Raw genomic sequence first — 20,737 nt, 5'->3', positions numbered from 1 at the left:
ACTCCCTATATAACTATCGGCATAACAACCGTTTTAAAATTTTCATCACTTAAAACAAAAGGTAAATTACCTTCATTAAGACCAATATTAAATTCAGAATTATTAATAGAGTTTAAAAAATCTAATAAATATCTACTATTAATTGCAATTGTAAAAGGCTCACTAAATCCTGTAGTAAAACCTATTTCTGTTTTTGCTTTATTATTATCATCACTTAAAGATTCAAATGTTATTGTTTCATTTAAAAATGTGATTTTTACATCTGTTGAAATTGTAGTAATTTGTTTTATAGAATCTATCATAATTGCTTTGGGTAAAAGTAAGGTATTTGATATTTCTTTTGGAATTATTCTAGAATATTCTGGAAATTTTCCGTTAATTAGTTTTGTAAAAAAAGTATATTGATCTGAATGAATTATTAAATTTGTTTCATCATAATAAAGTTCTATTTCATTAAAGAAAAGCTTTTGAATTTCAACAATTGCTTTTTTAGGAAGAATAATTGAAAGTTCATTTGATGTATTATTTGGGATATCTACAACTGCTAATCTTCTAGTATCTGTAGAAGCAAAATTAATTTTATCTGGTTTTATATCTATAAGTGCACCATTAAGTTCAAACTTAGGATTGTTTGTATCAATTGCTGGTGTTATTTTTTTTAATGATTCTATAAGAGAATAAGAATCTATTGTTATACGATTTTTACCTTCATAAGATGGAAATTCTGGAAAATCTTGATATGAAAAAGTTGGAAGTTTAAAATTAGAATGTGCTTGTGAAATATGTAAAACATCACCTTTAACTTCTAAGTTTATATTCCCATCTTTTAATATTCGAATAATATCAAGAAGTTTTTTACCATTTGCAGTTGTACTACCATCTTCAACAATTTGAACATTATTTGTATTTACAAAATATCCTATTTCATAATCAGTAGCTTTTATCGTAAGGACTGAATTTGAAACATTTATAAATACATGAGATGTAATTTGAGATGTATCTTTTTTTTCTAAAAAAGGTCCTGCTTGAATTAAGATATTTTCAATGATTGATTTTGAAATTGTAATCTTCATATAAATCCTATTATTATATATAATTTTTAGTAGTTAGTAGTAGTACCAAGTGAATATGTGAATAACACTTAGAAACCTTTACTGGAGCTACTTTTGAGACGTGATGAATCTCTTTATTTTAATTCACGTCTATTCACTTATATAATTATATCTTTTTTTATAACAATTATGAAGAGGAAGTTATTTTATTTGTTAATTCGGCAATTTTAGTTTTAAAATCTTCATCTGTTTCAATGAGAGAATTTATTTTTTTAATGGTGTGAGAGATGGCTGTATGGTCTTTCATGCCAAAATATTGTGCAAGTTGAGGCATAGTATTTTGTGTAAGTTCTCTACAAATATAAATAGCAATTCTTCTTGCATAGACAAGATTTTTACTACGTCCTTTAGAGCGCATTTCACTTGGTTTTATATTTAAATCTTTTGATACACAAGAAGTAATAGAATCGAGACTTAGATTCATTGTTTTTTCTTTAAGTTGGTCTTTTAAAGCATTCTTTGTAAAGGCAAGGTCAATATCTACATGCATGAGTTGCGAATAGGCATGCAAACGAGATAAAATTCCTTCTATTTCACGTACATTATTATCTATTACAGTAGCTATATAGTTAATGATATCCGGAGTTAAACTTACTTTATTGATTTCACACTTACTTTTTATAATAGCAATCTTTGTTTCAAGCTCTGGAGGTTGTATATCAGCAACTAAACCCCATTCAAATCGACTTTGTAACCTTTCTTCTAAACCACCTATTTTTTTAGGATGTTTATCAGCAGTAAGTATAATTTGTTTTCCATCACCACGTAGTGCTTCAAAGGTGTGAAAGAATTCTTCTTGAATTCCTTCTTTGTTACTTAAAAATTGAATATCATCTATAAGTAAGACATCACACTTACGGTATTTTTCTTGAAATTTTTCCATAGTTTTATTTCGGATATGTCGTACAAAATCATTTAAAAGTTGCTCACTTGTAGTATAGATAACAACTTTTCCTTGGTTTTCAAACACATTACCAGCGGATTGCATGAGGTGTGTTTTACCAAGCCCAACACCTCCATAAATAAAAAGAGGATTATATTTTGTACCAGCATTTTCACTTACACTTTTGACTGCGGCATAGGCAAATTGGTTTGATCCACCAACCATAAAATTATCAAAAATTTGAGAAGGATTTAAAAGTGAATGAGAAGTTTTTATAGAGGTTCTTTTGACTGATTTTACTTTTTCAATAGAATTTTTTAAAGCAATTCTTACAGATACTTTTGATCCATTATTAACTTCAAATAAATGTGCAATTTTTTGAGAGTATTTACTTTGAATCCAACTTGAGACAAGGGCATTGGAGGCATAAAATATAGCTAAATCACTTGTTGATTTTTTTATATCGTAAATGAGTTGTTTTATATATCTATTATATTCAGATTCTGTTATTTCTTCTTTTAATTGTTGGAGTACTTCTTGACCTATATTCACATGGAACCTTTATATCTTTATTATATGTGAATAATACTAGACTTTTACATAAAAATTTATTAAATAGATGTGAATAACTAAAAAATAATGTATGTGAATATAATTTATATAAGTATTTAAAAAAATATTTTTTTGTAACTATAGAGGCTTATAGGGACTATGAATAGCTATTTTTATATTGGAGCTTATTTATTTGAAAGTGAATAAATACTTAGTACAGCCAAGAAATGATAGCAGTTCCTACACCATGAGATTCTTTTTGTTCTTTAAATTGTTTTGAATGTTCAATCGCCATAATGTCAAGTACTAAATTTTTATATCTAATTGTAAAACCAGCACCATAATAACCAATGAAAGTTTCTTTATCCATTGAGTGAGAATCTGAAAATGTATTTCCATCTAAAAATATATCTCTCACTACCACAGTTCCTGCAGCGGTAAAGTTAATACTAAAACTCCAGGGATGAGTTCGCATATTATTGTATTCACCATAAACAGGTATACCAGGGTCATTGCCAATATTTATAGAAGAAAGGCCATAGTCTTTTGGTATGTTGTAACCAATTCTGGCACTAAATCCTGCAGAAGTATTAATAGCAATGTTTCCAAGTTCAGCCGAGGTAAAAGGAATAAATGAAGCTTCTAAATCATCTAAATTTTTTTGATGGTATTTCCATTTTTGTGTATATTTTAAATTAATACCTAGTTCATTATTTAATTGATGTTCCCATCCATTTACAGGATCCATTCCAAATATTTTATGAAAATTAGTTTGTATCTCTTCAGAATAAGATGCAGGCCCTATCGTTCCTACTTTGAGTGAAAGAGAGCGTAATTGAGTTTTAGTTGTTTTATGAAAACCACTCTCAAGATATGTCCACCCAGCATAAGGACGGTCGTTTGGTTGTAGATCAGTTGTAAAAGTATTTGTTGGAGTATAAATTTGATTTGCAATTGAAAAGGTTATATAAGAGTATGACTTTTTAGTGTTGTAGCCAAGCATATCATATACAAAATTATCTGCTTGGGGGACAAAATAAAGAAAGGTAAACATTTCCCCAGTTGAATATCCATCATCTGTTCCAAAGTAGACATCATTTTCAATATAAAAATTTGCTCTATCAAAAACCCAGCTTTTATTTTCATTTTCAGATGCTAATAAAATTTGGGTTGATAAAAATATAAACACTAAGCTTTTTAAATATTTCATTGTCAAAATTATATCAAAAATATTTTATTATATGTTACTTTGAGAGATGATTTTGTATATAATACATTTATTAAGGAATATAATGATTATACTTGGAATAGACCCAGGAACAAGAAATATGGGCTACGCTCTCATTAAATTAGAAGCTTCAAAGATCTCTTTAGTAGAAGCAGGTCTTATAAAAATGAAAGCAGAAGACTTACAGTTTCAAATACCTCAAATGGTTGAAGGACTTAGTACAATTTTTTCTAGTCATACCATTGATGAAGTCGCAATGGAAGATATCTTTTATGCACATAATCCAAAGACAACGATTAAGTTAGCACAATTTCGTGGAGCTATTATGTTAAAGCTTCTTCAAGAATTTGGTCAGTTTAGTGAATATACAGCCTTGCAAGTTAAAAAAGCACTTACTGGCAAGGGAAAAGCTTCTAAGGAACAAGTTAACTTTATGGTAAAGAGGTTGCTTAATATAAAAAAAGAAATTAAACCTTTAGATATTTCAGATGCAATGGCTGTTGCGATTACACACTCTCAAAGAGTTAGATTAAAAAAATAAAGTTATAATTTCTTAAAAGGATTTTACATGGAAAAAATACAAAATGCGAGCATAGTTAAAGCTGCAAATATTTATTATGATGGAAAGGTTACGAGTCGTACAGTTGAACTTAATGATGGTTCTATACAATCTTTAGGGATTATGTTGCCAGGTGATTATACTTTTGGTACTAACGAAGCTGAGATTATGGAAATGCTAAGTGGTGAACTTGATGTTAAACTACCAGGTGAAGAGTGGAAAACACTTACTACACCAGAGACTTTTAATGTTGGAGCTAACACTTCATTTGATGTAAATGTTAAAACTGTAACTGACTATTGTTGTTCGTATGTCAAAGGTCAATAAACGATAATTTTTAACATAAATTTTTGACTATCTCAAAAATTCAATTTGTTGAGATTTTATCAATCTTTCTTTCATTAAATTGGAAGGAATATTTTTAATATCTGAGAGTTTCGATGGTAATAATTTAGTGGTTTGTTTATTCTTTTGAAGCAATACTTCTTTAATTTCTGAGAGACTCAAGAGTTGCTGTGGAGATAATTCAACATTTAGTTGACTACCTACTAGTAATTTCTATTTATGCTTTTTCCCTAATTGAGCTAAAAATAAATTTACAAAATCATCATATAAACCTTCATTATTAACCTAATATAATATTTAATTACATATCTTTTTGTAAATACCGATTTAATGTTTAATATTATTATTAAGGCATAAAAATGCAAATTGCATCATCAACACAAAACACTCATACAGTTACACCAACAACAGCCTTATCAAAAACTAATCCCACAGTTCCAATAGATACGATTACACAAGAAACAGAATCTATCAATAAAAATTCTTACAAATATATTGATTTGGGTGAAAATTTAAGCCAGTATCAAGAGATAGATTCAGTTCAAGAACAAACAAATAAGGATATTGTAAATTATCTTACAGGTTTTATGAACAGTACAAGTGCCGAAGGTAAGAAAAATCTACATGCGTTAGATACACTTTCTTATGGTGGTGCTCTTTTTAATATGACCGAAGAAGAGTATCAAAAACTTGAAACTCATTTTATGTCACAAACCTATGAGCCTTATAAACTTCATGAACCAGTCTCTCGATTAGATGCAGAGAGAAGATATATGGTAACGGGAATTGATGGAGAGTATATAGATGGTATGAATCTAGCTGAAATGAAAGAGTTTTTAGGGGAAGATTACGCGAAAAATGCTGTTCTTGACCTTGAATCAATCATTGAAGAAACTGGTATATTTATGATTCGTTTCAATGAAAGACAAAAAAAGTACCCACATGAAATGAGAGAGCCATATAGACTTCCGACGCTAGAAAGCACAGGTGTAACTAAGGTAATTGATGCACATCGTTTAGTAAGCCTAGATGAAGCAAATAAATTAAGCTTAGAAAGATTTCAAAACCTTTATTCATTTAGTGATGAATTTACTAAAACTGATAAGTTTAAAGAACTCTACGATATATATAATGTGAAATTAGGCGAAAAAATGGATGAGATACGTAACCCTTATAAGCGTATTTATGAGACAGTAGATTCAAAAGAGTATATAAGCTCAGAAGTAGTAAAACATGCTTTTTCAAAATCTGAAGCTATTAATTATTACGCAACTGTAAGCAATGAGTTAACAGATATGTTATCTTGGAGAGGATTAGATGACGCTACAAATGTAGTGAGCGAGATAAAAGATAGTATAAAACTATATGACAAGATTGCAGAGGGTTTAAAAGATATGTGGGGATTTGGGGACTTAGATATTAGTGCTTGAAAAGTCCCCATTTTAATTAAACTGCAAAACAAGCCGTGTTAAGCTTGTTTCATCAAGCGCTCCAGAAACACGGTGAACTTCCTTCCCATCTTTAAATATCATAAGGGTAGGAATACTTCGAATTGAAAACCTAGCGCCTAAATTTTGTTCATTTTCAGTATTTACTTTTACAAACAAAGTTTTGAGAGGAAATTTACTAGCTGACTTTTCAAAGTTAGGTCCCATCATTTTACATGGTCCACACCAAGGAGCCCAAAAATCAACTATTACAGGGATGTCTGAGTTTACTACTACTTCATCAAAATTTGTTTGGGATAACTCTATGGGTTTTGTTTCAAGAAGTGATTTTTTACATTTTCCACAATTTGCTTTTTTGTATGAATCTTTTTTTGGCACATTATTTACGCTTAAACAGTTTGGACAGATTACTCTCATTAATATTCCTTTTTAATTTGTAAGTTTTTTGGTAGTTCTATAGTTGTTTTAGTAATATGGTCACGTGAGCTCATTGTTAGTTTACCATCTAGATGCTCTTCTATAATCGTTTTACATACATACAAGCCAAGACCAGTTCCATTTTTAGATTTTGTAGAAAAGTAAGGTTCGAAAACTTTTGACAATATATCTTTAGGAATTCCACCTGCATTATCTTGTATCTCTATTATTACATTTGTATGTATTAGATATGCTTTTATATGTAAAATTTGATTTTCTTGAGGATTCTCTTTAAAGGCATCTATAGAATTTTTTAGTATATTCATGATAGTTTGTACTAACTCATTTTGGTAGGTACTCAGTAGAATATCTGTATCAATGTTTTCTTCGTACATGATTTCGTTGATTAACATATCAGATTTAAGAAGATTTGTAGATTTATCAAATACTATTTGTATTGTTGTTTCTGTTAGCTCTTTATTTTTCTTAAAAAAGTTTCTAAAATCGTTAATAGTATCTGAGAGAAAGCCTACAGTCTTTTCTATTTTGGTAAAGGACTCATCAACAACTTTATCATCAAGCATATCAAGTTCTTTTTTTATTCGTAAAGTTGCTATAAGTGTATTGATAACCGAAAGAGGCTGTCTCCATTGGTGTGCAATCATGGAAATCATTTCACCCATAGCAGCAGTTCTGGAATTTTCAAGTAATCTTGATTGGTGTTCTTGAACTAGTTTCGCACTTGTTATATTTTCTGCAAAGATTATAAAGCCTAAGTGAGAGCCATTTTTATCATACTCTGGTACCAAAGTATTGAGTAACCAAACTTCCCTTCCTTCTCGTGTTAGGGTTATCTTTTCGTACTTTAAAACTTTCATCTGAGCGATACTATCTTTGATTTCTTCTCTTAACTCTGTATTTAAACTTAATTTTTCATAGTCAAAAAAGTTTTGTTTATATATATCAATTTTCTCAAATCCCAAGAGGTCTAGATATGCTCGCGAACAATCTGTTATATTGTTAGTGGTATCAATTTTTAAATAGAGTACTCTTTCATCTACAATACCTCTTTCTGTGAGTAGCTCTTTGTTGAGTTCTTCTACTTTTTGTATGTTTGATTTTAAAAGTATGTTAGTATTTATCATAACGGTTTGATCCGTTATGATTAAGGCGACTAGTTTTTTCTCTACGTCAAAAGGGATTATACTTACATCCTGACGCATATGATTAAAATCCGATGCTTCGATTTGATTGATTTTAATAGGGATGAGATATTTTGATGTACTTGCAATATAAAAAGATGGGGTTCCCATTAGTAGAGCTATCTTTATTTTTCTTCGTAAAGTTTTAATATTTATATTTTCAAAAATTGTATAAATTTCTTTCCCAAGAACATCTTTTTCTTTGATGGATGTATGAATCTCTAACCACTTGTTGTAGTAGCTAATTTTGAGCTCATCATCGAGTATAATAATTCCATTATCAATACTCGAGATAAGCTTTTTATCTACATCAATGCTTCTAAGATACTGTTGAGTTGATTCTTCAGCCACTCTATTGATCCATCCTTAGTTAGTATAAATATTTCACCGTTAATTTTTTGATCTTGAAAGTTTAGTTGTGTATCTATAACAATAACTTGTGAATAATCTTTAAATGTTTTATTTTCCTGTATTTGCTTATTAGGTAATTTACTAATACTTGGAAGAGAAAATTTTACTTCAGTTCCCATTTCCTTTGCTAGTCTTGTTGTTAGGGTTGACGTAAGAACATTTGTTAGCTCTAAGATAGCATCATCTAAATCTTCTTCACTCTTAAGCTCTAAGTGTGAAGCTAGATTTTGAGCACTTACATTATCGATAAAAAAGGCACTTTCACCAGAAAACTGGCCATTAAAAGCTTGCGTTGAAAAAAAGTAACTTTCACCTTTTAAGGTTTGAAGTTCATCTAACAAAGTGGAAGTTTTCATGAGTTTAATATTTGGAATACTCAAAGTTGCAAAGGCATCAAGCATTTCAGCAACTATAGCAGTCGCATCTCCATACGCTACATTCATTAATTCTTGCAGTACATCCTGTTCATCTTCTGTTAGTGTTAGATCTTGCATTAGAGCATAGCAAGTAAATCTTGCATCTTTTGGGAGTTAATAGGTTTTTGAACATGAAGCTGTGCCCCAAGTTTTATAACTTTAGATTTAGCTTGTGCTTGTATATCAGCAGAAACCACCACAACTTTTAGTTTTGGGTTATCTTCCATCATTAATGGTAACGCGGTATATCCATCCATAACTGGCATTGTTAAGTCTAAAAATACAATATCAATTTTTTCTTTTTTAACTAGAGAGACTGCTTCTTCACCATTGTGTGCTTGGAAAATTTCAGCATCACCAACTTGAGCTTTAAGTGATTTTATCAAACTGAGTCTTGCTAGTTTTGAATCGTCTGTTACTAAATATTTCATTCTTACTCTTTAAATGATTTTATTGTTTCTGCCATTCCAAATTCTGGATGCTTTTCTTTGTTTAAGATTGCTTGGGCAATTTTGTTGTTGTCGTTATTTACAATGATAGGTGCTAAGAAGTTTATAAGAGAGTTTTCCAAAGGCTCTTGTATAACAACAATGTTGTACACACTGACATTTGAGTCTTCTGTTATACCTAACAGTATTTTAACATCTGATGGCAAGTCAAATGAGTACTCTCTTAGTATATAAGGATTAATTATAGTAAATGATATATTTTTATCATTGGTATCTTGCATTGTTGCAAACAAATCATCTATATTATGAATTTCTATTTTAGTTATGTTTTCAAAACCTAATATAGCACTTTTTACTTCGTACTCTTGCATTGTAATATCCTTAAAATAATCCCTCTTCATATTTCATATTTGAGCACTCTATGAAACATGAGGAGCTTTTTATACTTGATCTATTATAGCATTCACCAACAGCAAATGCAAGTGAATGGTTTGTATTGAGGATTGATATTCCCTCATTCATATCTAGGTGTACTAATTTAGAATTATCAAGTATTTGCGCATCACTTATACCACTACATTCTAACTGCACACTTATCCAGTCAAATGCTCTAGCTTCATCTTGTCCCACTAAAGTAATAGTCATCAAGCTCGGTGAAGTAATCTCAATGGAGCGAACTTCACCACCTTTAAAATTATCGAACCTTTTTAAAAATTCATCTATATTTGTTAGTGGCTTCAATCTATTGACAACCTACACATTCCATACTTCTATCTTCTACATCACTTGCAACTTCTGGTGATTGTGAACGAAGGTAGTACGTTGATTTTAGACCTAACTTCCAAGCTAACATATAAATCTCATTTAAGTATTTTCCACTTGCTTTATCGAGTGTTATAAATATATTGAGTGATTGCCCTTGGTCTATCCACTTTTGTCTAATCGCTGCTGCTTTAATTAAAAGTGTTTGGTTTAAGTCATAGGCTGGTGTGTAATATGCCCAGGTATCTGGTGAAAGTTTAGGTGCAACAACTGGGATGAGGCCTGAGAGATTTTCTTCAAACCACTTTCTTTTAAATATAGGCTCGATCGCTTGCGTTGTTCCTGTTAAAATTGAGATAGATGAAGTTGGAGCTACTGCCATTAAGTAACCGTTTCTCATCCCTTGTGATTTAACACGAGAGCGTAATTCATCCCATTCATATGTCGAAGCAAAAAGGCCACCACGATCAACAAGGTTTATAACTTCAGCATTTGCATGGTCTTGAGGCATAACACCTTTGCTCCACTCTGAACCTTCATAATCTGGATATCGACCTTTTTCTACTGCTAAATTTGATGAAGCTGAAATAGTGTTATAACAAACTGATTCCATAATTTCATCTATTTTATCAAAGTGTTCTTGCGTTCCCCAAGTGATAGAAGCTTCTGCTAACATTTGTGCTTCACCCATAACACCCAAACCAATTGAACGAGATTTCATGTTTGTACGTTTTACTTTTTCTATAGGGTAAAAGTTAAGATCAATAACATTATCTAAACATCTAACAGCCGTAGGAACAATTCTATTAATTTCTTCTTTAGTATTTATACGTGAAAGGTTAATTGATGCGAGATTACAAACAGCAGTATCACCATTTACTTTTTCTTTTTCAACGACATAGATTGGAAGTCCACCAAGTGAATCTAATGCTGTAACTTTTTTGGCTTGTTTTTCTATTCCGCTATCTACTGTTACTAACTCTTCTTCTTCATAAGAGACACTCTCTCCATTTTCAAAAATGAATTTTATTTTATAGTGGTTAGGATTAGTGTTTTGAAAAATCTCAGTACATAGGTTTGAACTTCTAATCACACCTTTATGTTTGTTAGGATTTGCTCGGTTTGCATTATCTTTAAAACAAAGAAATGGTGAACCAGTTTCAAAGTATGAAGTTAGTATCTTTTTCCAAAGATCTTTTGCTTTTATCTTTTCTTTAATGATACTATCATCTTCTTCTAATTCTTTATAACGTTTGTTAAAGTCTTCACCATAAAGTGTAGCTAACTCGCTTACATCATAGGGATCAAAAAGTGTCCAAATTGCATCTTGTTGTACCCGTTCCATAAACAAATCATTTAGCCACATTGCAGGAAATAAATCATGTGCACGGCGACGCTCTTCACCAGAATTTTTCTTTAAGTCTAAAAAGTCATTTATATCTATATGCCATGGTTCCATATAAACAGCGATAGCACCTTTTCTAGTTCCTAACTGATCAACGGCAATTGCAATATCGTTAGTAATTTTTAGAAATGGTACAGTTCCACCAGCTGCATTTTTATGTCCATCGATGAATGAACCCATAGAGCGAATTCCAGTCCAATCCCAACCGATACCACCACCAAACTTTGATAGCATTGCCATCTCTTGGTAAGAGTCAAAGATACCTTCGATGTTATCTGGAGTAGAACCTATATAACAAGACGAAAGTTGGTGTCTTGTTGTTCTTGCATTTGAAAGTGTTGGTGTAGCTAACATAACTTGAAATTGTGAAACCATGTTATAGAATTTTATTGCCCATTCATGTTTGTTTTCTTCGCGTTGTGCTAAGAACATTGAAATTGCCATAAACATATGTTGAGGAAGTTCTATAGGATTACTATCTCTATCTTTGATTAGGTATCTATCATAAAGAGTTTTTACGCCTAGGTAGTTAAATAACATATCACGTTCTGGTTTGATATGTTCTTCTAATCTTTTTAAATCATACATATCTCCAAGACCTAACATAAGACGACCAGCTTTTTCGCCACGTTTGAAATATTTTTCTAGTGTACAGTAACCAGTAAAACTATTCACTTGGTGGTAGAGGTTAAACATAAAAAGGCGTGATGCTACAAAAGTCCAGTTAGGAGCATCTATATCTATTTTATCTACAGCAGTCTTGATAAGTGTCTTTTGAATCTCTTGAGATGTTATACCATCACGAAATAAAATTTGTGCATCAACCTCTAATTCACTTTGAGATACGTTAATTAAACCTTTTACAGCAGCAGATGTATACTTCTGTATTTTACTAATATCAAGTGGCTCAGTTCTTCCATTACGTTTTATAATTGTTATCATTTATTCCCCTCGGCAGATTATATTTTTTAGACAAATATTGGAATTATTTTTCTCAAAAAAATATTTTTTGTTAGTCTGATTCTATCTAAGAGTAGTTGATTTATAGATTAAATTTTAGAGATAGTTCTGAAGAAATTAAATATATAATACAAGTAAAATATAGTATAAAGTGTATTCAATATTCAACATAACTAAAACAGTATATTTTAGAGTATTATTTTGAAATAGATTTTGTATTGTTCTTGTAGAAATATATAATAACTAGTAATGTAATGATTACTGCTATAGATACTATTACTTCTCCTGAGATATTTATAGTGTTAATGTTTATAGTCATTTATTCTCCTGGACAGATTATATTTTTTAGATAAATATTGGAATTATTTTTCTCAAAAAATATTTTTTTGTTAGTCTGATTCTATCTAAAGGTAGTTGATTTATAGATTACATTTTAGAGATAGTTCTGAAGAAATTAAATATACGATATATTCAATATTTAGCATAACCAAAAGGTTATGCTAAAGGTTATTATTTAAAAACTCTTTTGAAAATTGCATCTACATTCTTAGTGTAGTACTCATAGTTAAAACACTCACGAATCTGTTCTTCGCTTAACGATTGGCCTAACTCTTCATCTGCTAACAAGTGGTTAAGATAAAGTGATTCACCCTTCTCATTTGTAGAAGCTTTTCCTTGTTGAATCTCTTCCCAAACTTTCATTGCATTTCTTTGAACAATTCTATAAGCATCTTCACGACTAACACCTTGAAGTGGAAGTTCAAGTAAGACACGTTGTGAGAAAACTAATCCACCTGTTAAGTTAAGATTTTTCATCATATTTTCAGGATAGATAGTTAGTTTGGATATTACATTATTCATACGGTGAAGCATAAAGTCCATTGTTATAAAAGAATCTGGTAACCAGAATCTTTCAGTTGAAGAATGTGAGATGTCTCTTTCATGCCAAAGAGCAACGTTCTCCATTGCAGGCATACAATAACCTCTAATGATTCTTGCAAGTCCTGTTATGTTTTCAGTTAATACAGGGTTACGTTTATGAGGCATAGCAGAGCTGCCCTTTTGCCCTTTTGCAAAGAATTCTTCAGCTTCGTATACTTCTGTTCTTTGTAGGTGTCTCACTTGTACTGCAAACTTTTCTATAGAAGAAGCTACCATTGCTAATGCAGTTGCTAGTCTTGCATATCTATCACGGTGAACTACTTGGTTAGAACAAGGTTCGGGTTTTAGTCCAAGCTCTACCATTGCATATTCTTCAAGCTCTAATGGGGCATGAGCAAAGTTACCCATAGCACCAGAGATTTGACCAACAGATATAACTTCCATAGTTTGTTCAAGGTTAGTTAGGTGTCTAGACATTTCATCGTACCAAACTGCTAACGTTAAACCAAATGTAATAGGCTCACCATGAATACCATGACTTCTTCCAACCATTAAAGTCATCTTATGTTCTTGGGCTCTTACTTTAATAGACTCCATAAGCATTTTTACATCATCAATAATTATCTCTAATGAAGCTTTCATTTGAAGTGCTACACCAGTATCAACTGCATCTGAAGAAGTCATACCATAGTGAAACCATCGAGACTCTTCACCTAATGATTCAGATACACTTGTATTAAATGCAATAAGGTCGTGTTTAGTTACAGCTTCTATTTCTTCAATTCTCTCAACTGAAAAAGTTGCATTTTTAACAATCTTGTCTGCATCTTCTTGAGGAATTTTCCCAAGTTTTGCCCATGCTTTAACAGCTGCTTTTTCAACTTCAAGCCATGCCGCATATCTTGCATGTTGTGTCCACTTTTCTACCATTATTGGTCTTGAGTATCTTTCTACCATTAATATCTACCTTATAGTTTATATCATTTTTTATGCTAAAATTCGCATAAATAAAGTAGTTTATTTTACAGAATATTTGATAAATAACTGATTAAATTTTTAAGTGGAATTAGGCTTTCATAGTAAGGAATTATATTTGCCATTTGTAAAGAAAAAAATGTTCGTTAAAGAAAAGCAAAAAGCTTTTATGTATTTGATCAATGTACTTGGATATACCCAAAGAGAAGCACAACGGTTTATATCAAAAGGTAGAGTACTTGTTGATGGTGAAGAAATGATGAAGACTGCAGGTGAGATAGAAGGCGAATTTGATTTCATTTTTTTTGAGCCTATAACTAAAGGTTTAGTTCCTGCTCATGTTAAAGAAGAGTTTGTTTTGTTTGATAAGCCAAGTGGAGTACTTGTTCATCCTCAAACCAAAGCAACACCCTATTCACTCATAGATGAGTTAAAGTATCAGTTTGGTCGTGATGCCAACATAGCGCATAGGATTGATCAAGAAACTAGTGGGCTCGTCTTATGTTCTAGAAATAAAGTAAGCGAACGTGAGTTAAAGATTATGTTTCAAGAAAGAGATATGAAAAAAAAGTATCTTGCATTAGTGCACGGTCATTTAAAAGAAGAGATATGTGTAGAAGCTCCACTTTTAAGATCTAAAGCCGATACTGCAATTGTAAGAATGGTAGTGCATGTCCATGAAACTGGAAAAGCTTCTAAGACTGATTTTAAACCTTTAGAGTATTTTCCTGGGGTTGATATGACTTTAGTAGAGTGTGCACCACTTACAGGAAGACAGCATCAGATTAGAGTGCATTTGTTTCACGTGAAACATCCAATAGTTGGTGATCCAGTGTATGGCCAATCCGAAATTGATATGGTGAAGTTCCTAGACAAAGTTTTAACTCCCCAAGATAGAATAAATAAAAGTGGAGCTACGAGACTTTTACTGCATGCTAATGAATTAGAGTTTAATTTATATAATGAAGATTATCATTTTCATTCTAAGGTAGATTTTCTTAAAGAAGTTCGAAAAAGTTTAGGTGTAGAACTAGCTTAGAAATATCTTTTTCACTCTATTTAGAGCAAAGCCCAAGAAATAGGACTTTGAGATATTCACAGTGTGAATAACTTTTATTTACAATGCTAGCAAACATAAGGAACAAGGGTCTTGAAGCGTATAGATGGTTCTAGAAGCCCTAAAAATAGGGGTTTAAGCTACTTCGAAGAATTTGAAGTTAAGTAAATTTTTATATAAATTAAATCTTAAAAGAAGAAAGAATTTACTAATTTATCTTCATTAAAGTTTAGCTTATTCACTAGTTATCACAATGTGTGAATATCACACACTTTAAAAGAATTTCATAAATTTATATTTGATTTTGATTTATTTAAGTGTAAGTTGAATTTTTTAAATATTTTTATGTTTGAGGATTTTATAAGATTACTAAGGTATTATTACATTTATAAACGACCTCCCTGGTGTGTTGGTCGTTTTACTACAATAGAATTTTTAAACTCCGTTGTATCTTTTGATAATTTTCTTGATACGACTTCTTAAATTTCTAAGAGCATCACTACTTGTTTTTCCATCAGCTGTTAAGTTTCCAACTTCTGCATCATTAAATTGAGCTTTAGAAACCCAACCTATTTTACTATGGTATTTAATACCAACAAATCTAACATCACCAAAATGTCCTTTACAAAGTTTGTAAATTTCTTTTATTCTATCACTATCTAATTTTTCAGCCATATTGAATTATTCCTTTATTTTTATTCTAAAAGTATTTTATCACAGAATAATTACTAATTAGCTTTAGTCAATTATTTTTTATCATCATCACTTGTAGCTGCTCTATAGAAACCTATAAGACCAACTGCAAAGACAGTGAAGATAAATATTATTTGAGCTATATCTAAATACGTCATTATTCTTCACCTTCTATTTTTTCTTTTAGTTGACCACACGCTGCAGATATATCTATACCCTTTGAATCACGTATTGTACATAGTAACCCATGCTTAATGAGATAATCAGCGAAAGCTACCATATCAGCCTTTGAAGGTCTATCATATGGAGTTCCCGGATAGGGGTTAAAGTATATAAGGTTTACTTTGGCTTTGATATCTGTAAGGAGTTTGATAAGTTTCTTTGCAGATCCTAAGTCATCATTTTTATTTTTAATTACAAGGTATTCAAACATAACCCGTTTACGTGTATCTATTGGGAATCTTTTTACTGCTTCTATGATAGAGTTAATGTTATGCGCTTTATTCATAGGTATAAGCTCTGTTCTAAGCTCATCATCAACAGCGTGAAGAGATATGGCTATGTGAACACCTAAGTCCATTTCACCTAGTTTGTCTATTTTATTACTCAATCCACTTGTCGAAACAGTTTGGCGCTTAGCACCAATGCATAGGCCTTCATCTTCTTTAAATATCTCAATCGCTTGTGCTAGGTTGTCAAGGTTATCTAATGGTTCACCCATACCCATATATACAATATTTATTTTACGGTTATGTTTATGATCATTATCATTTTTGAGTGTAACGACTTGTGCAACTATTTCACCAGCTGTTAAGTTTCTAGTAAATCCACCTTTTGCTGTAAGACAAAATGTACACCCTACTTTACATCCAACTTGTGTTGAAACACAGATTGTGTATTTAGCTTCTTGAATGACAACACCATTATTATCGTGCTGTGTATCTTTCATCTTTAACCAGACAGCTTCCATAGTTTTTCCATCTTGCATCCGTAAAAGATACTTAATAGTTCCATCTGAAGACTCTTCTTTGTTTGCAATTGTTAAAGGGTTAACTACATATTTTTGTGCAAGTTCTTCTTTGAGTACTTTTGGAATATTTTTCATTGCATCAAAATCTTGTGCATACTGATGATAGAGCCAACCAAAAATTTGTTTAACACGAAAAGATGGTTTAATCTGATCCATTAATTCTTTTTGGGTGAAGTCGTAGAGTGAAGGTTTAGTAACAGCTATTTCGATGTGAGTTCCTTGATCCTTTGTTTCACGTGAAACCCTAAAAGCTCTTTTGCTTTTTCATGGTTTTTGAGAAAATCTTCATGCGCATTTTCATCGGTGAAGTTCGTTATACAAAAAACACCACCAGCAGGAATATTGAATTCTTGGGCAATTTTAAGTACAGCAAAAAACTCCATACTTTCTATCCCTACTCCAAGTTTTAAAAATTTAGAGGTAAGCTCTTTATTTGTTGAAATATAATTTGATGAGTTTACTACTATATCTTTTGCATCTGTTGTATTTGTAGTTACTACATTATCCAGTGGTGTATACCCATCATTTGAAAGAAAAGCCAGTTCAATATTTGAAGCAGTTTTAGATTCGATGATATCAAATATTTTATGATTACCATAGCTCCCTGCACTTCCAACAAAAAGTAAAAACTCAGGTTTATCAAATAAACATAGTCTTGTTAAGTTCATTGCAGTTTCAATGAGTCCAACACCCATTGGTTGAGCAAAGTCAAAAGTTTCGTTATTTCCAGCACAAATTATCATTATTGTGGTTCTCTCTTTTTATTTTATTTCTTTATTACTTAGTATTTTAACTTTAGTACTTTAAATATTTCAGATGAAATATTTTGCTCTTTTAAATTCGAACTGCTACACCATTATCTTGTAAGTAATGTTTTAAATCCATAATATCAATCTCTTTATAATGAAAGATACTAGCAGCAAGTGCAGCATCAGCTCCACAGTCAAAAGCATCTTTGATATGATCCATAGTCCCTGCTCCACCAGAAGCAATAACAGGAACATTTACAGCACGCGAAATTTGCTCTGTAATGTTAAGCTCAAATCCAGCTTTCGTTCCATCGGCATCCATTGATGTAAGTAGTATTTCACCACATCCACGATCTACAACTTCTTTTGCCCATTCTACTGCATCAAGTCCAGTGTCTACTCTACCACCATTTAAAAATACATGGTATTTGTCCCCTGCTCTTTTTACATCGATGGCAGTCACAATACATTGAGAACCAAATCTCTTTGCACTCTCATTTATAAGGGAGGGTCTTTTTATTGCGGCAGAATTTACACTTACTTTATCGCAACCAACGTTTAATAGTTTGTAGATATCTTCAAGTTTTCTAATTCCACCACCAACAGTAAGTGGTATGAAAATTTCACGAGCAACCTCGGCTACAATATCTACGATTGTATCGCGGTTGTCAGATGAAGCAGTGATATCTAAAAATGTTAATTCATCAGCGCCCTCTTCGTTGTAACGACGAGCAACTTCGACTGGGTCACCTGCATCTTTTAGGCCAACAAAGTTTACGCCTTTTACCACACGTCCATCTTTAACATCAAGACATGGAATGATTCTTTTTGCAAAATAATTCATGAGTGTAAGCATACCTTATATTATATATTTGAAATTATACAGTTTTTAGCTTTGGTGAAGTTTTGCTATTTCAAAATGAAATAAAGCTAATAATATAAAAACATTATAGTCTTTCTTCAGCTATTGTAAAAAAAAGCTGGATTTATTAAAATAGCTTATTTTATTACTAAGACCTCTCAGTAATGATGAAATCCTTACTTAAAACTAAATAATCACAAAAATTTGATACTTATTTTATAGATGTAATCGATATGTAAGTAAATATGGCTATAATCGCGAAAATTAAATATAATGGAAACTAATATATGAAACTATCGGCGTTATTTCTTACTCTATCTCTCGTTGCAGCACTTAATGCAAACCAAACAGTATTTCAAAAATACACTCAATTAAAAAATAATTCGGAGTTAGCTAAAATAGAAGCGAAGAGAAATTTAATTCTACAAAAAAGAGATCATCACGAAGAAATACGTGACTATAGAGATGTTAAACGTGACATGAGACAAAAAGCATTGTACGTTAGAATGGAGAACTCTTTTACCCCATATAGATAAGATATTCTTATTCTAAGAAAGATGCTTCTGAGAAGTAAAACCTTGAAATTTATTAATTCCTGAGTCCTCAAAAATATCAAAAACTTCTTTGGAATGTACAAACTCTGCAACAACTTTAATATTTAAACTATTATTTTTAAATAATCAGGTTGTAAATCCATAAGAAAAGTTTGAGTACCCTATTCCAAAGTACTTTTTTCATTGAATGTGATTTTAGAATATTATAACATAGCCACTATAATTTAAGATATAACAATAATAATAAAGTAAGTTTACATCCATTAACTATATATAAGCAAAATTACTATACACTCTTTCATGAAAAAAGAAAATATTGTTGCAAAGAAAAAATTTGGTCAAAATTTTCTAAAAGATCAGACTGTTTTACAAAAGATCGTCGAAGCGATGCCCAAAAACGATAATAAAATCGTAGAAATTGGCCCTGGCTTAGGTGATTTAACTAAATATTTAGTAGATGTCAAAAGTGTAGAAGCTTTTGAGGTCGATACCGATTTGTGTAAACTATTACAAAGTGAATTTAAAGAAGAGATTGCTACCAAGCGACTTCACATTAATTGTGGGGATGTACTCGAAGCTTGGAAGAGTAGTTTAGTGGATGAACCGTATGATTTAGTGGCAAACTTGCCTTACTACATCGCGACAAACATAATCCTAAAAGCACTCGCAGATCCAATGTGTAAAAATATACTTGTAATGGTACAACTTGAGGTTGCAGAAAAATTCTGTGCTGGGGTTGGTCAAAAGGTTTTTGGCTCTTTGGGAATAATAACTCAAAGTGTAGGATCTTCACATATAGTTGTGAAGGTTCCTCCAAGTGCTTTTGAGCCCCCTCCAAAGATTGATTCTGCTGTTTTTTTAATACAGAAGAAAAAAGATAGAAGCGACAAAGATTTCGAAGATATGCTGAGAGTTGCTTTTACGCAACCTCGAAAAACTTTGATGAAAAATCTCTCTTTTAAGTATGAAAAAACGCAACTCCAAGAAGCTTATGAAGAGCTGGGCCTTATACAAACGATTCGTCCTCATCAAGTCTCCACAAGCGACTATCACCAACTCTATAAAAAAATAATATAATATACAGGAGTTTGGATGGAAGAAGAAAACAAAGAGGTTAGCGTAAGCAAACCTGAACGGGGAAATAGCCAACCACTAGAAAAGAATGTAAATGGCAATAAAAAACCACAGCATAATAATGGGAATAGAAAACCTAATCAAAATAAATCAAATAGCGATAAAGTAACAGGTACAAAACCAAACAATAATAACAACAATAAAAATAAAAATCGTAATCGTCATCGTAGACAACCTACCCCAGTTGATGAAAATTTAAAATCTTTTGTTGTAAAAAATCAAGAAGCACACAAGCAAAGACTAAACCCTCACTATAAACTAGATTTAAATTCTAACGCAAAAATTCGTGTTACGCCACTTGGTGGATTAGGCGAAATTGGTGGAAATATCATGGTTGTGGAGACAGAAAAAGAAGCAATTCTTATTGATGTTGGTATGAGTTTTCCAGATGCTGATATGCATGGTGTTGATATTTTAATACCTGATTTTGCTTATCTGCGTGAGATTAAAAACAAAATTGTGGGTGTAGTAATTACACATGCTCACGAAGATCATATTGGTGCAATGCCATACCTTTATAAAGAGATGCAATTTCCAATCTTTGGTACACCCTTACCACTTGCTATGATTGGAACAAAATTTGATGAGCACCACATTAAAGAGCATAGAAAATATTTCAACCCGATTGAAAAAAGACAAATTATTAAAATTG

General features: G+C 31.4%; 22 protein-coding genes. 7 read left to right on the top strand and 15 right to left on the bottom strand.

The annotated features are described in order from the left end of the window. Window positions 1–5 precede the first annotated feature (5 nt). From dnaN to ACI9TV_RS05330, 3 genes are all read right to left on the bottom strand, one after another. The gene (gene dnaN / locus ACI9TV_RS05340) at window positions 6–1,073 is read right to left on the bottom strand and encodes a DNA polymerase III subunit beta (protein ID WP_415249733.1); all 1,068 of its coding nucleotides are present in this window, start codon (window positions 1,071–1,073) and stop codon (window positions 6–8) included. A gap of 166 nt (window positions 1,074–1,239) precedes the next feature. Next, window positions 1,240–2,547 (bottom strand): chromosomal replication initiator protein DnaA, encoded by a 1,308-nt coding sequence (dnaA, locus tag ACI9TV_RS05335; RefSeq protein WP_415249732.1) that lies wholly within the window; start codon window positions 2,545–2,547, stop codon window positions 1,240–1,242. Between the two features lie 211 nt (window positions 2,548–2,758). Next, on the bottom strand, window positions 2,759–3,757 hold the full coding sequence (locus tag ACI9TV_RS05330; protein WP_415249731.1) for a lipid A deacylase LpxR family protein: 999 nt from the start codon (window positions 3,755–3,757) through the stop codon (window positions 2,759–2,761). Between the two features lie 82 nt (window positions 3,758–3,839). Here ACI9TV_RS05330 and ruvC point away from each other — a divergent pair, with 82 nt between their 5' ends. The 3 genes from ruvC to ACI9TV_RS05315 all read left to right on the top strand — a co-directional run bounded on the left by ruvC (window position 3,840) and on the right by ACI9TV_RS05315 (window position 6,109). Then, window positions 3,840–4,316, top strand: a complete 477-nt coding sequence (gene ruvC, locus ACI9TV_RS05325) for a crossover junction endodeoxyribonuclease RuvC (RefSeq protein ID WP_415249730.1) — start codon at window positions 3,840–3,842, stop codon at window positions 4,314–4,316. A 27-nt stretch (window positions 4,317–4,343) separates the two neighbouring features. Beyond that, window positions 4,344–4,661, top strand: coding sequence for a pyrimidine/purine nucleoside phosphorylase (locus tag ACI9TV_RS05320; protein WP_415249729.1), 318 nt, complete (start codon window positions 4,344–4,346; stop codon window positions 4,659–4,661). Window positions 4,662–5,038: 377 nt separating this feature from the next. Continuing rightward, window positions 5,039–6,109 (top strand): hypothetical protein, encoded by a 1,071-nt coding sequence (locus ACI9TV_RS05315; RefSeq protein ID WP_415249728.1) that lies wholly within the window; start codon window positions 5,039–5,041, stop codon window positions 6,107–6,109. A gap of 12 nt (window positions 6,110–6,121) precedes the next feature. On the opposite strand, the gene trxC is transcribed toward ACI9TV_RS05315, so the two are convergent. The 8 genes from trxC to purB all read right to left on the bottom strand — a co-directional run bounded on the left by trxC (window position 6,122) and on the right by purB (window position 13,988). Beyond that, window positions 6,122–6,544 (bottom strand): thioredoxin TrxC, encoded by a 423-nt coding sequence (gene trxC / locus ACI9TV_RS05310; RefSeq protein ID WP_415249727.1) that lies wholly within the window; start codon window positions 6,542–6,544, stop codon window positions 6,122–6,124. Further along, on the bottom strand, window positions 6,544–8,097 hold the full coding sequence (locus ACI9TV_RS05305; RefSeq protein ID WP_415249726.1) for an ATP-binding protein: 1,554 nt from the start codon (window positions 8,095–8,097) through the stop codon (window positions 6,544–6,546). The genes trxC and ACI9TV_RS05305 overlap by 1 nt, the downstream gene beginning before the upstream one ends. Then, entirely contained in the window at window positions 8,052–8,651 is a 600-nt protein-coding gene (locus tag ACI9TV_RS05300; protein WP_415249725.1) for a chemotaxis protein CheX, read from the bottom strand. Before ACI9TV_RS05300 ends, ACI9TV_RS05305 begins: the two co-directional genes overlap by 46 nt. Beyond that, a complete protein-coding gene (locus ACI9TV_RS05295; RefSeq protein ID WP_415249724.1) occupies window positions 8,651–9,004 on the bottom strand; it encodes a response regulator in 354 nt (117 codons plus the stop codon). The genes ACI9TV_RS05300 and ACI9TV_RS05295 overlap by 1 nt, the downstream gene beginning before the upstream one ends. A 2-nt stretch (window positions 9,005–9,006) precedes the next feature. Further along, the gene (gene fliW / locus ACI9TV_RS05290) at window positions 9,007–9,393 is read right to left on the bottom strand and encodes a flagellar assembly protein FliW (protein WP_415249723.1); all 387 of its coding nucleotides are present in this window, start codon (window positions 9,391–9,393) and stop codon (window positions 9,007–9,009) included. A gap of 10 nt (window positions 9,394–9,403) precedes the next feature. Then, window positions 9,404–9,763, bottom strand: coding sequence for a hypothetical protein (locus ACI9TV_RS05285; RefSeq protein ID WP_415249722.1), 360 nt, complete (start codon window positions 9,761–9,763; stop codon window positions 9,404–9,406). A 1-nt stretch (window position 9,764) separates the two neighbouring features. Beyond that, window positions 9,765–12,131 (bottom strand): ribonucleoside-diphosphate reductase subunit alpha, encoded by a 2,367-nt coding sequence (locus ACI9TV_RS05280; protein WP_415249721.1) that lies wholly within the window; start codon window positions 12,129–12,131, stop codon window positions 9,765–9,767. A 528-nt stretch (window positions 12,132–12,659) separates the two neighbouring features. Next, window positions 12,660–13,988 (bottom strand): adenylosuccinate lyase, encoded by a 1,329-nt coding sequence (gene purB / locus ACI9TV_RS05275; RefSeq protein WP_415249720.1) that lies wholly within the window; start codon window positions 13,986–13,988, stop codon window positions 12,660–12,662. Window positions 13,989–14,124: 136 nt separating this feature from the next. On the opposite strand from purB, the gene ACI9TV_RS05270 reads away from it, so the two are divergent. After that, the gene (locus tag ACI9TV_RS05270) at window positions 14,125–15,045 is read left to right on the top strand and encodes an RluA family pseudouridine synthase (RefSeq protein ID WP_415249719.1); all 921 of its coding nucleotides are present in this window, start codon (window positions 14,125–14,127) and stop codon (window positions 15,043–15,045) included. A 453-nt stretch (window positions 15,046–15,498) separates the two neighbouring features. Here the strand turns inward: ACI9TV_RS05270 and ACI9TV_RS05265 are convergent, their stop codons facing one another. The 4 genes from ACI9TV_RS05265 to hisF form a co-directional block, all read right to left on the bottom strand. After that, window positions 15,499–15,738 carry a hypothetical protein gene (locus tag ACI9TV_RS05265; protein WP_415249718.1) on the bottom strand — a complete coding sequence of 80 codons (240 nt, stop codon included), beginning with the start codon at window positions 15,736–15,738 and terminating at the stop codon, window positions 15,499–15,501. 175 nt (window positions 15,739–15,913) lie between these two features. Next, entirely contained in the window at window positions 15,914–16,990 is a 1,077-nt protein-coding gene (gene rlmN / locus ACI9TV_RS05260; protein ID WP_415249764.1) for a 23S rRNA (adenine(2503)-C(2))-methyltransferase RlmN, read from the bottom strand. Further along, a complete protein-coding gene (locus tag ACI9TV_RS05255; protein WP_415249717.1) occupies window positions 16,987–17,529 on the bottom strand; it encodes a purine-nucleoside phosphorylase in 543 nt (180 codons plus the stop codon). Before ACI9TV_RS05255 ends, rlmN begins: the two co-directional genes overlap by 4 nt. 91 nt (window positions 17,530–17,620) lie before the next feature. Continuing rightward, window positions 17,621–18,379: an imidazole glycerol phosphate synthase subunit HisF gene (gene hisF / locus ACI9TV_RS05250; protein WP_415249716.1), complete on the bottom strand. Its 759-nt coding sequence runs from the start codon at window positions 18,377–18,379 to the stop codon at window positions 17,621–17,623. A 305-nt stretch (window positions 18,380–18,684) separates the two neighbouring features. Here hisF and ACI9TV_RS05245 point away from each other — a divergent pair, with 305 nt between their 5' ends. From ACI9TV_RS05245 to ACI9TV_RS05235, 3 genes are all read left to right on the top strand, one after another. Further along, window positions 18,685–18,933: a hypothetical protein gene (locus ACI9TV_RS05245; RefSeq protein ID WP_415249715.1), complete on the top strand. Its 249-nt coding sequence runs from the start codon at window positions 18,685–18,687 to the stop codon at window positions 18,931–18,933. 318 nt (window positions 18,934–19,251) lie between these two features. Beyond that, window positions 19,252–20,028, top strand: coding sequence for a 16S rRNA (adenine(1518)-N(6)/adenine(1519)-N(6))-dimethyltransferase RsmA (gene rsmA, locus ACI9TV_RS05240; RefSeq protein ID WP_415249714.1), 777 nt, complete (start codon window positions 19,252–19,254; stop codon window positions 20,026–20,028). 15 nt (window positions 20,029–20,043) lie between these two features. Beyond that, window positions 20,044–20,737 (top strand): MBL fold metallo-hydrolase (locus ACI9TV_RS05235; protein WP_415249713.1); only part of this gene is annotated, 694 nt, incomplete at its 3' end.

The organism is Sulfurimonas sp., from assembly GCF_047622445.1.
In the GTDB taxonomy this organism is placed as follows: domain Bacteria; phylum Campylobacterota; class Campylobacteria; order Campylobacterales; family Sulfurimonadaceae; genus Sulfurimonas.
This window is presented reverse-complemented; position numbering and strand designations above follow the sequence as displayed.

What these genes read in the sequence shown, in the direction of transcription:
- dnaN (WP_415249733.1), bottom strand. Translation starts at nt 1,073, where the DNA reads ATGAAGATTACAATTTCAAAATCAATCATTGAAAATATCTTAATTCAA.
- ACI9TV_RS05330 (WP_415249731.1), bottom strand. Translation starts at nt 3,757, where the DNA reads ATGAAATATTTAAAAAGCTTAGTGTTTATATTTTTATCAACCCAAATT.
- ruvC (WP_415249730.1), top strand. Translation starts at nt 3,840, where the DNA reads ATGATTATACTTGGAATAGACCCAGGAACAAGAAATATGGGCTACGCT.
- ACI9TV_RS05320 (WP_415249729.1), top strand. Translation starts at nt 4,344, where the DNA reads ATGGAAAAAATACAAAATGCGAGCATAGTTAAAGCTGCAAATATTTAT.
- ACI9TV_RS05315 (WP_415249728.1), top strand. Translation starts at nt 5,039, where the DNA reads ATGCAAATTGCATCATCAACACAAAACACTCATACAGTTACACCAACA.
- trxC (WP_415249727.1), bottom strand. Translation starts at nt 6,544, where the DNA reads ATGAGAGTAATCTGTCCAAACTGTTTAAGCGTAAATAATGTGCCAAAA.
- ACI9TV_RS05300 (WP_415249725.1), bottom strand. Translation starts at nt 8,651, where the DNA reads ATGCAAGATCTAACACTAACAGAAGATGAACAGGATGTACTGCAAGAA.
- ACI9TV_RS05295 (WP_415249724.1), bottom strand. Translation starts at nt 9,004, where the DNA reads ATGAAATATTTAGTAACAGACGATTCAAAACTAGCAAGACTCAGTTTG.
- fliW (WP_415249723.1), bottom strand. Translation starts at nt 9,393, where the DNA reads ATGCAAGAGTACGAAGTAAAAAGTGCTATATTAGGTTTTGAAAACATA.
- ACI9TV_RS05280 (WP_415249721.1), bottom strand. Translation starts at nt 12,131, where the DNA reads ATGATAACAATTATAAAACGTAATGGAAGAACTGAGCCACTTGATATT.
- purB (WP_415249720.1), bottom strand. Translation starts at nt 13,988, where the DNA reads ATGGTAGAAAGATACTCAAGACCAATAATGGTAGAAAAGTGGACACAA.
- ACI9TV_RS05265 (WP_415249718.1), bottom strand. Translation starts at nt 15,738, where the DNA reads ATGGCTGAAAAATTAGATAGTGATAGAATAAAAGAAATTTACAAACTT.
- ACI9TV_RS05255 (WP_415249717.1), bottom strand. Translation starts at nt 17,529, where the DNA reads ATGATAATTTGTGCTGGAAATAACGAAACTTTTGACTTTGCTCAACCA.
- hisF (WP_415249716.1), bottom strand. Translation starts at nt 18,379, where the DNA reads ATGAATTATTTTGCAAAAAGAATCATTCCATGTCTTGATGTTAAAGAT.
- ACI9TV_RS05245 (WP_415249715.1), top strand. Translation starts at nt 18,685, where the DNA reads ATGAAACTATCGGCGTTATTTCTTACTCTATCTCTCGTTGCAGCACTT.
- rsmA (WP_415249714.1), top strand. Translation starts at nt 19,252, where the DNA reads ATGAAAAAAGAAAATATTGTTGCAAAGAAAAAATTTGGTCAAAATTTT.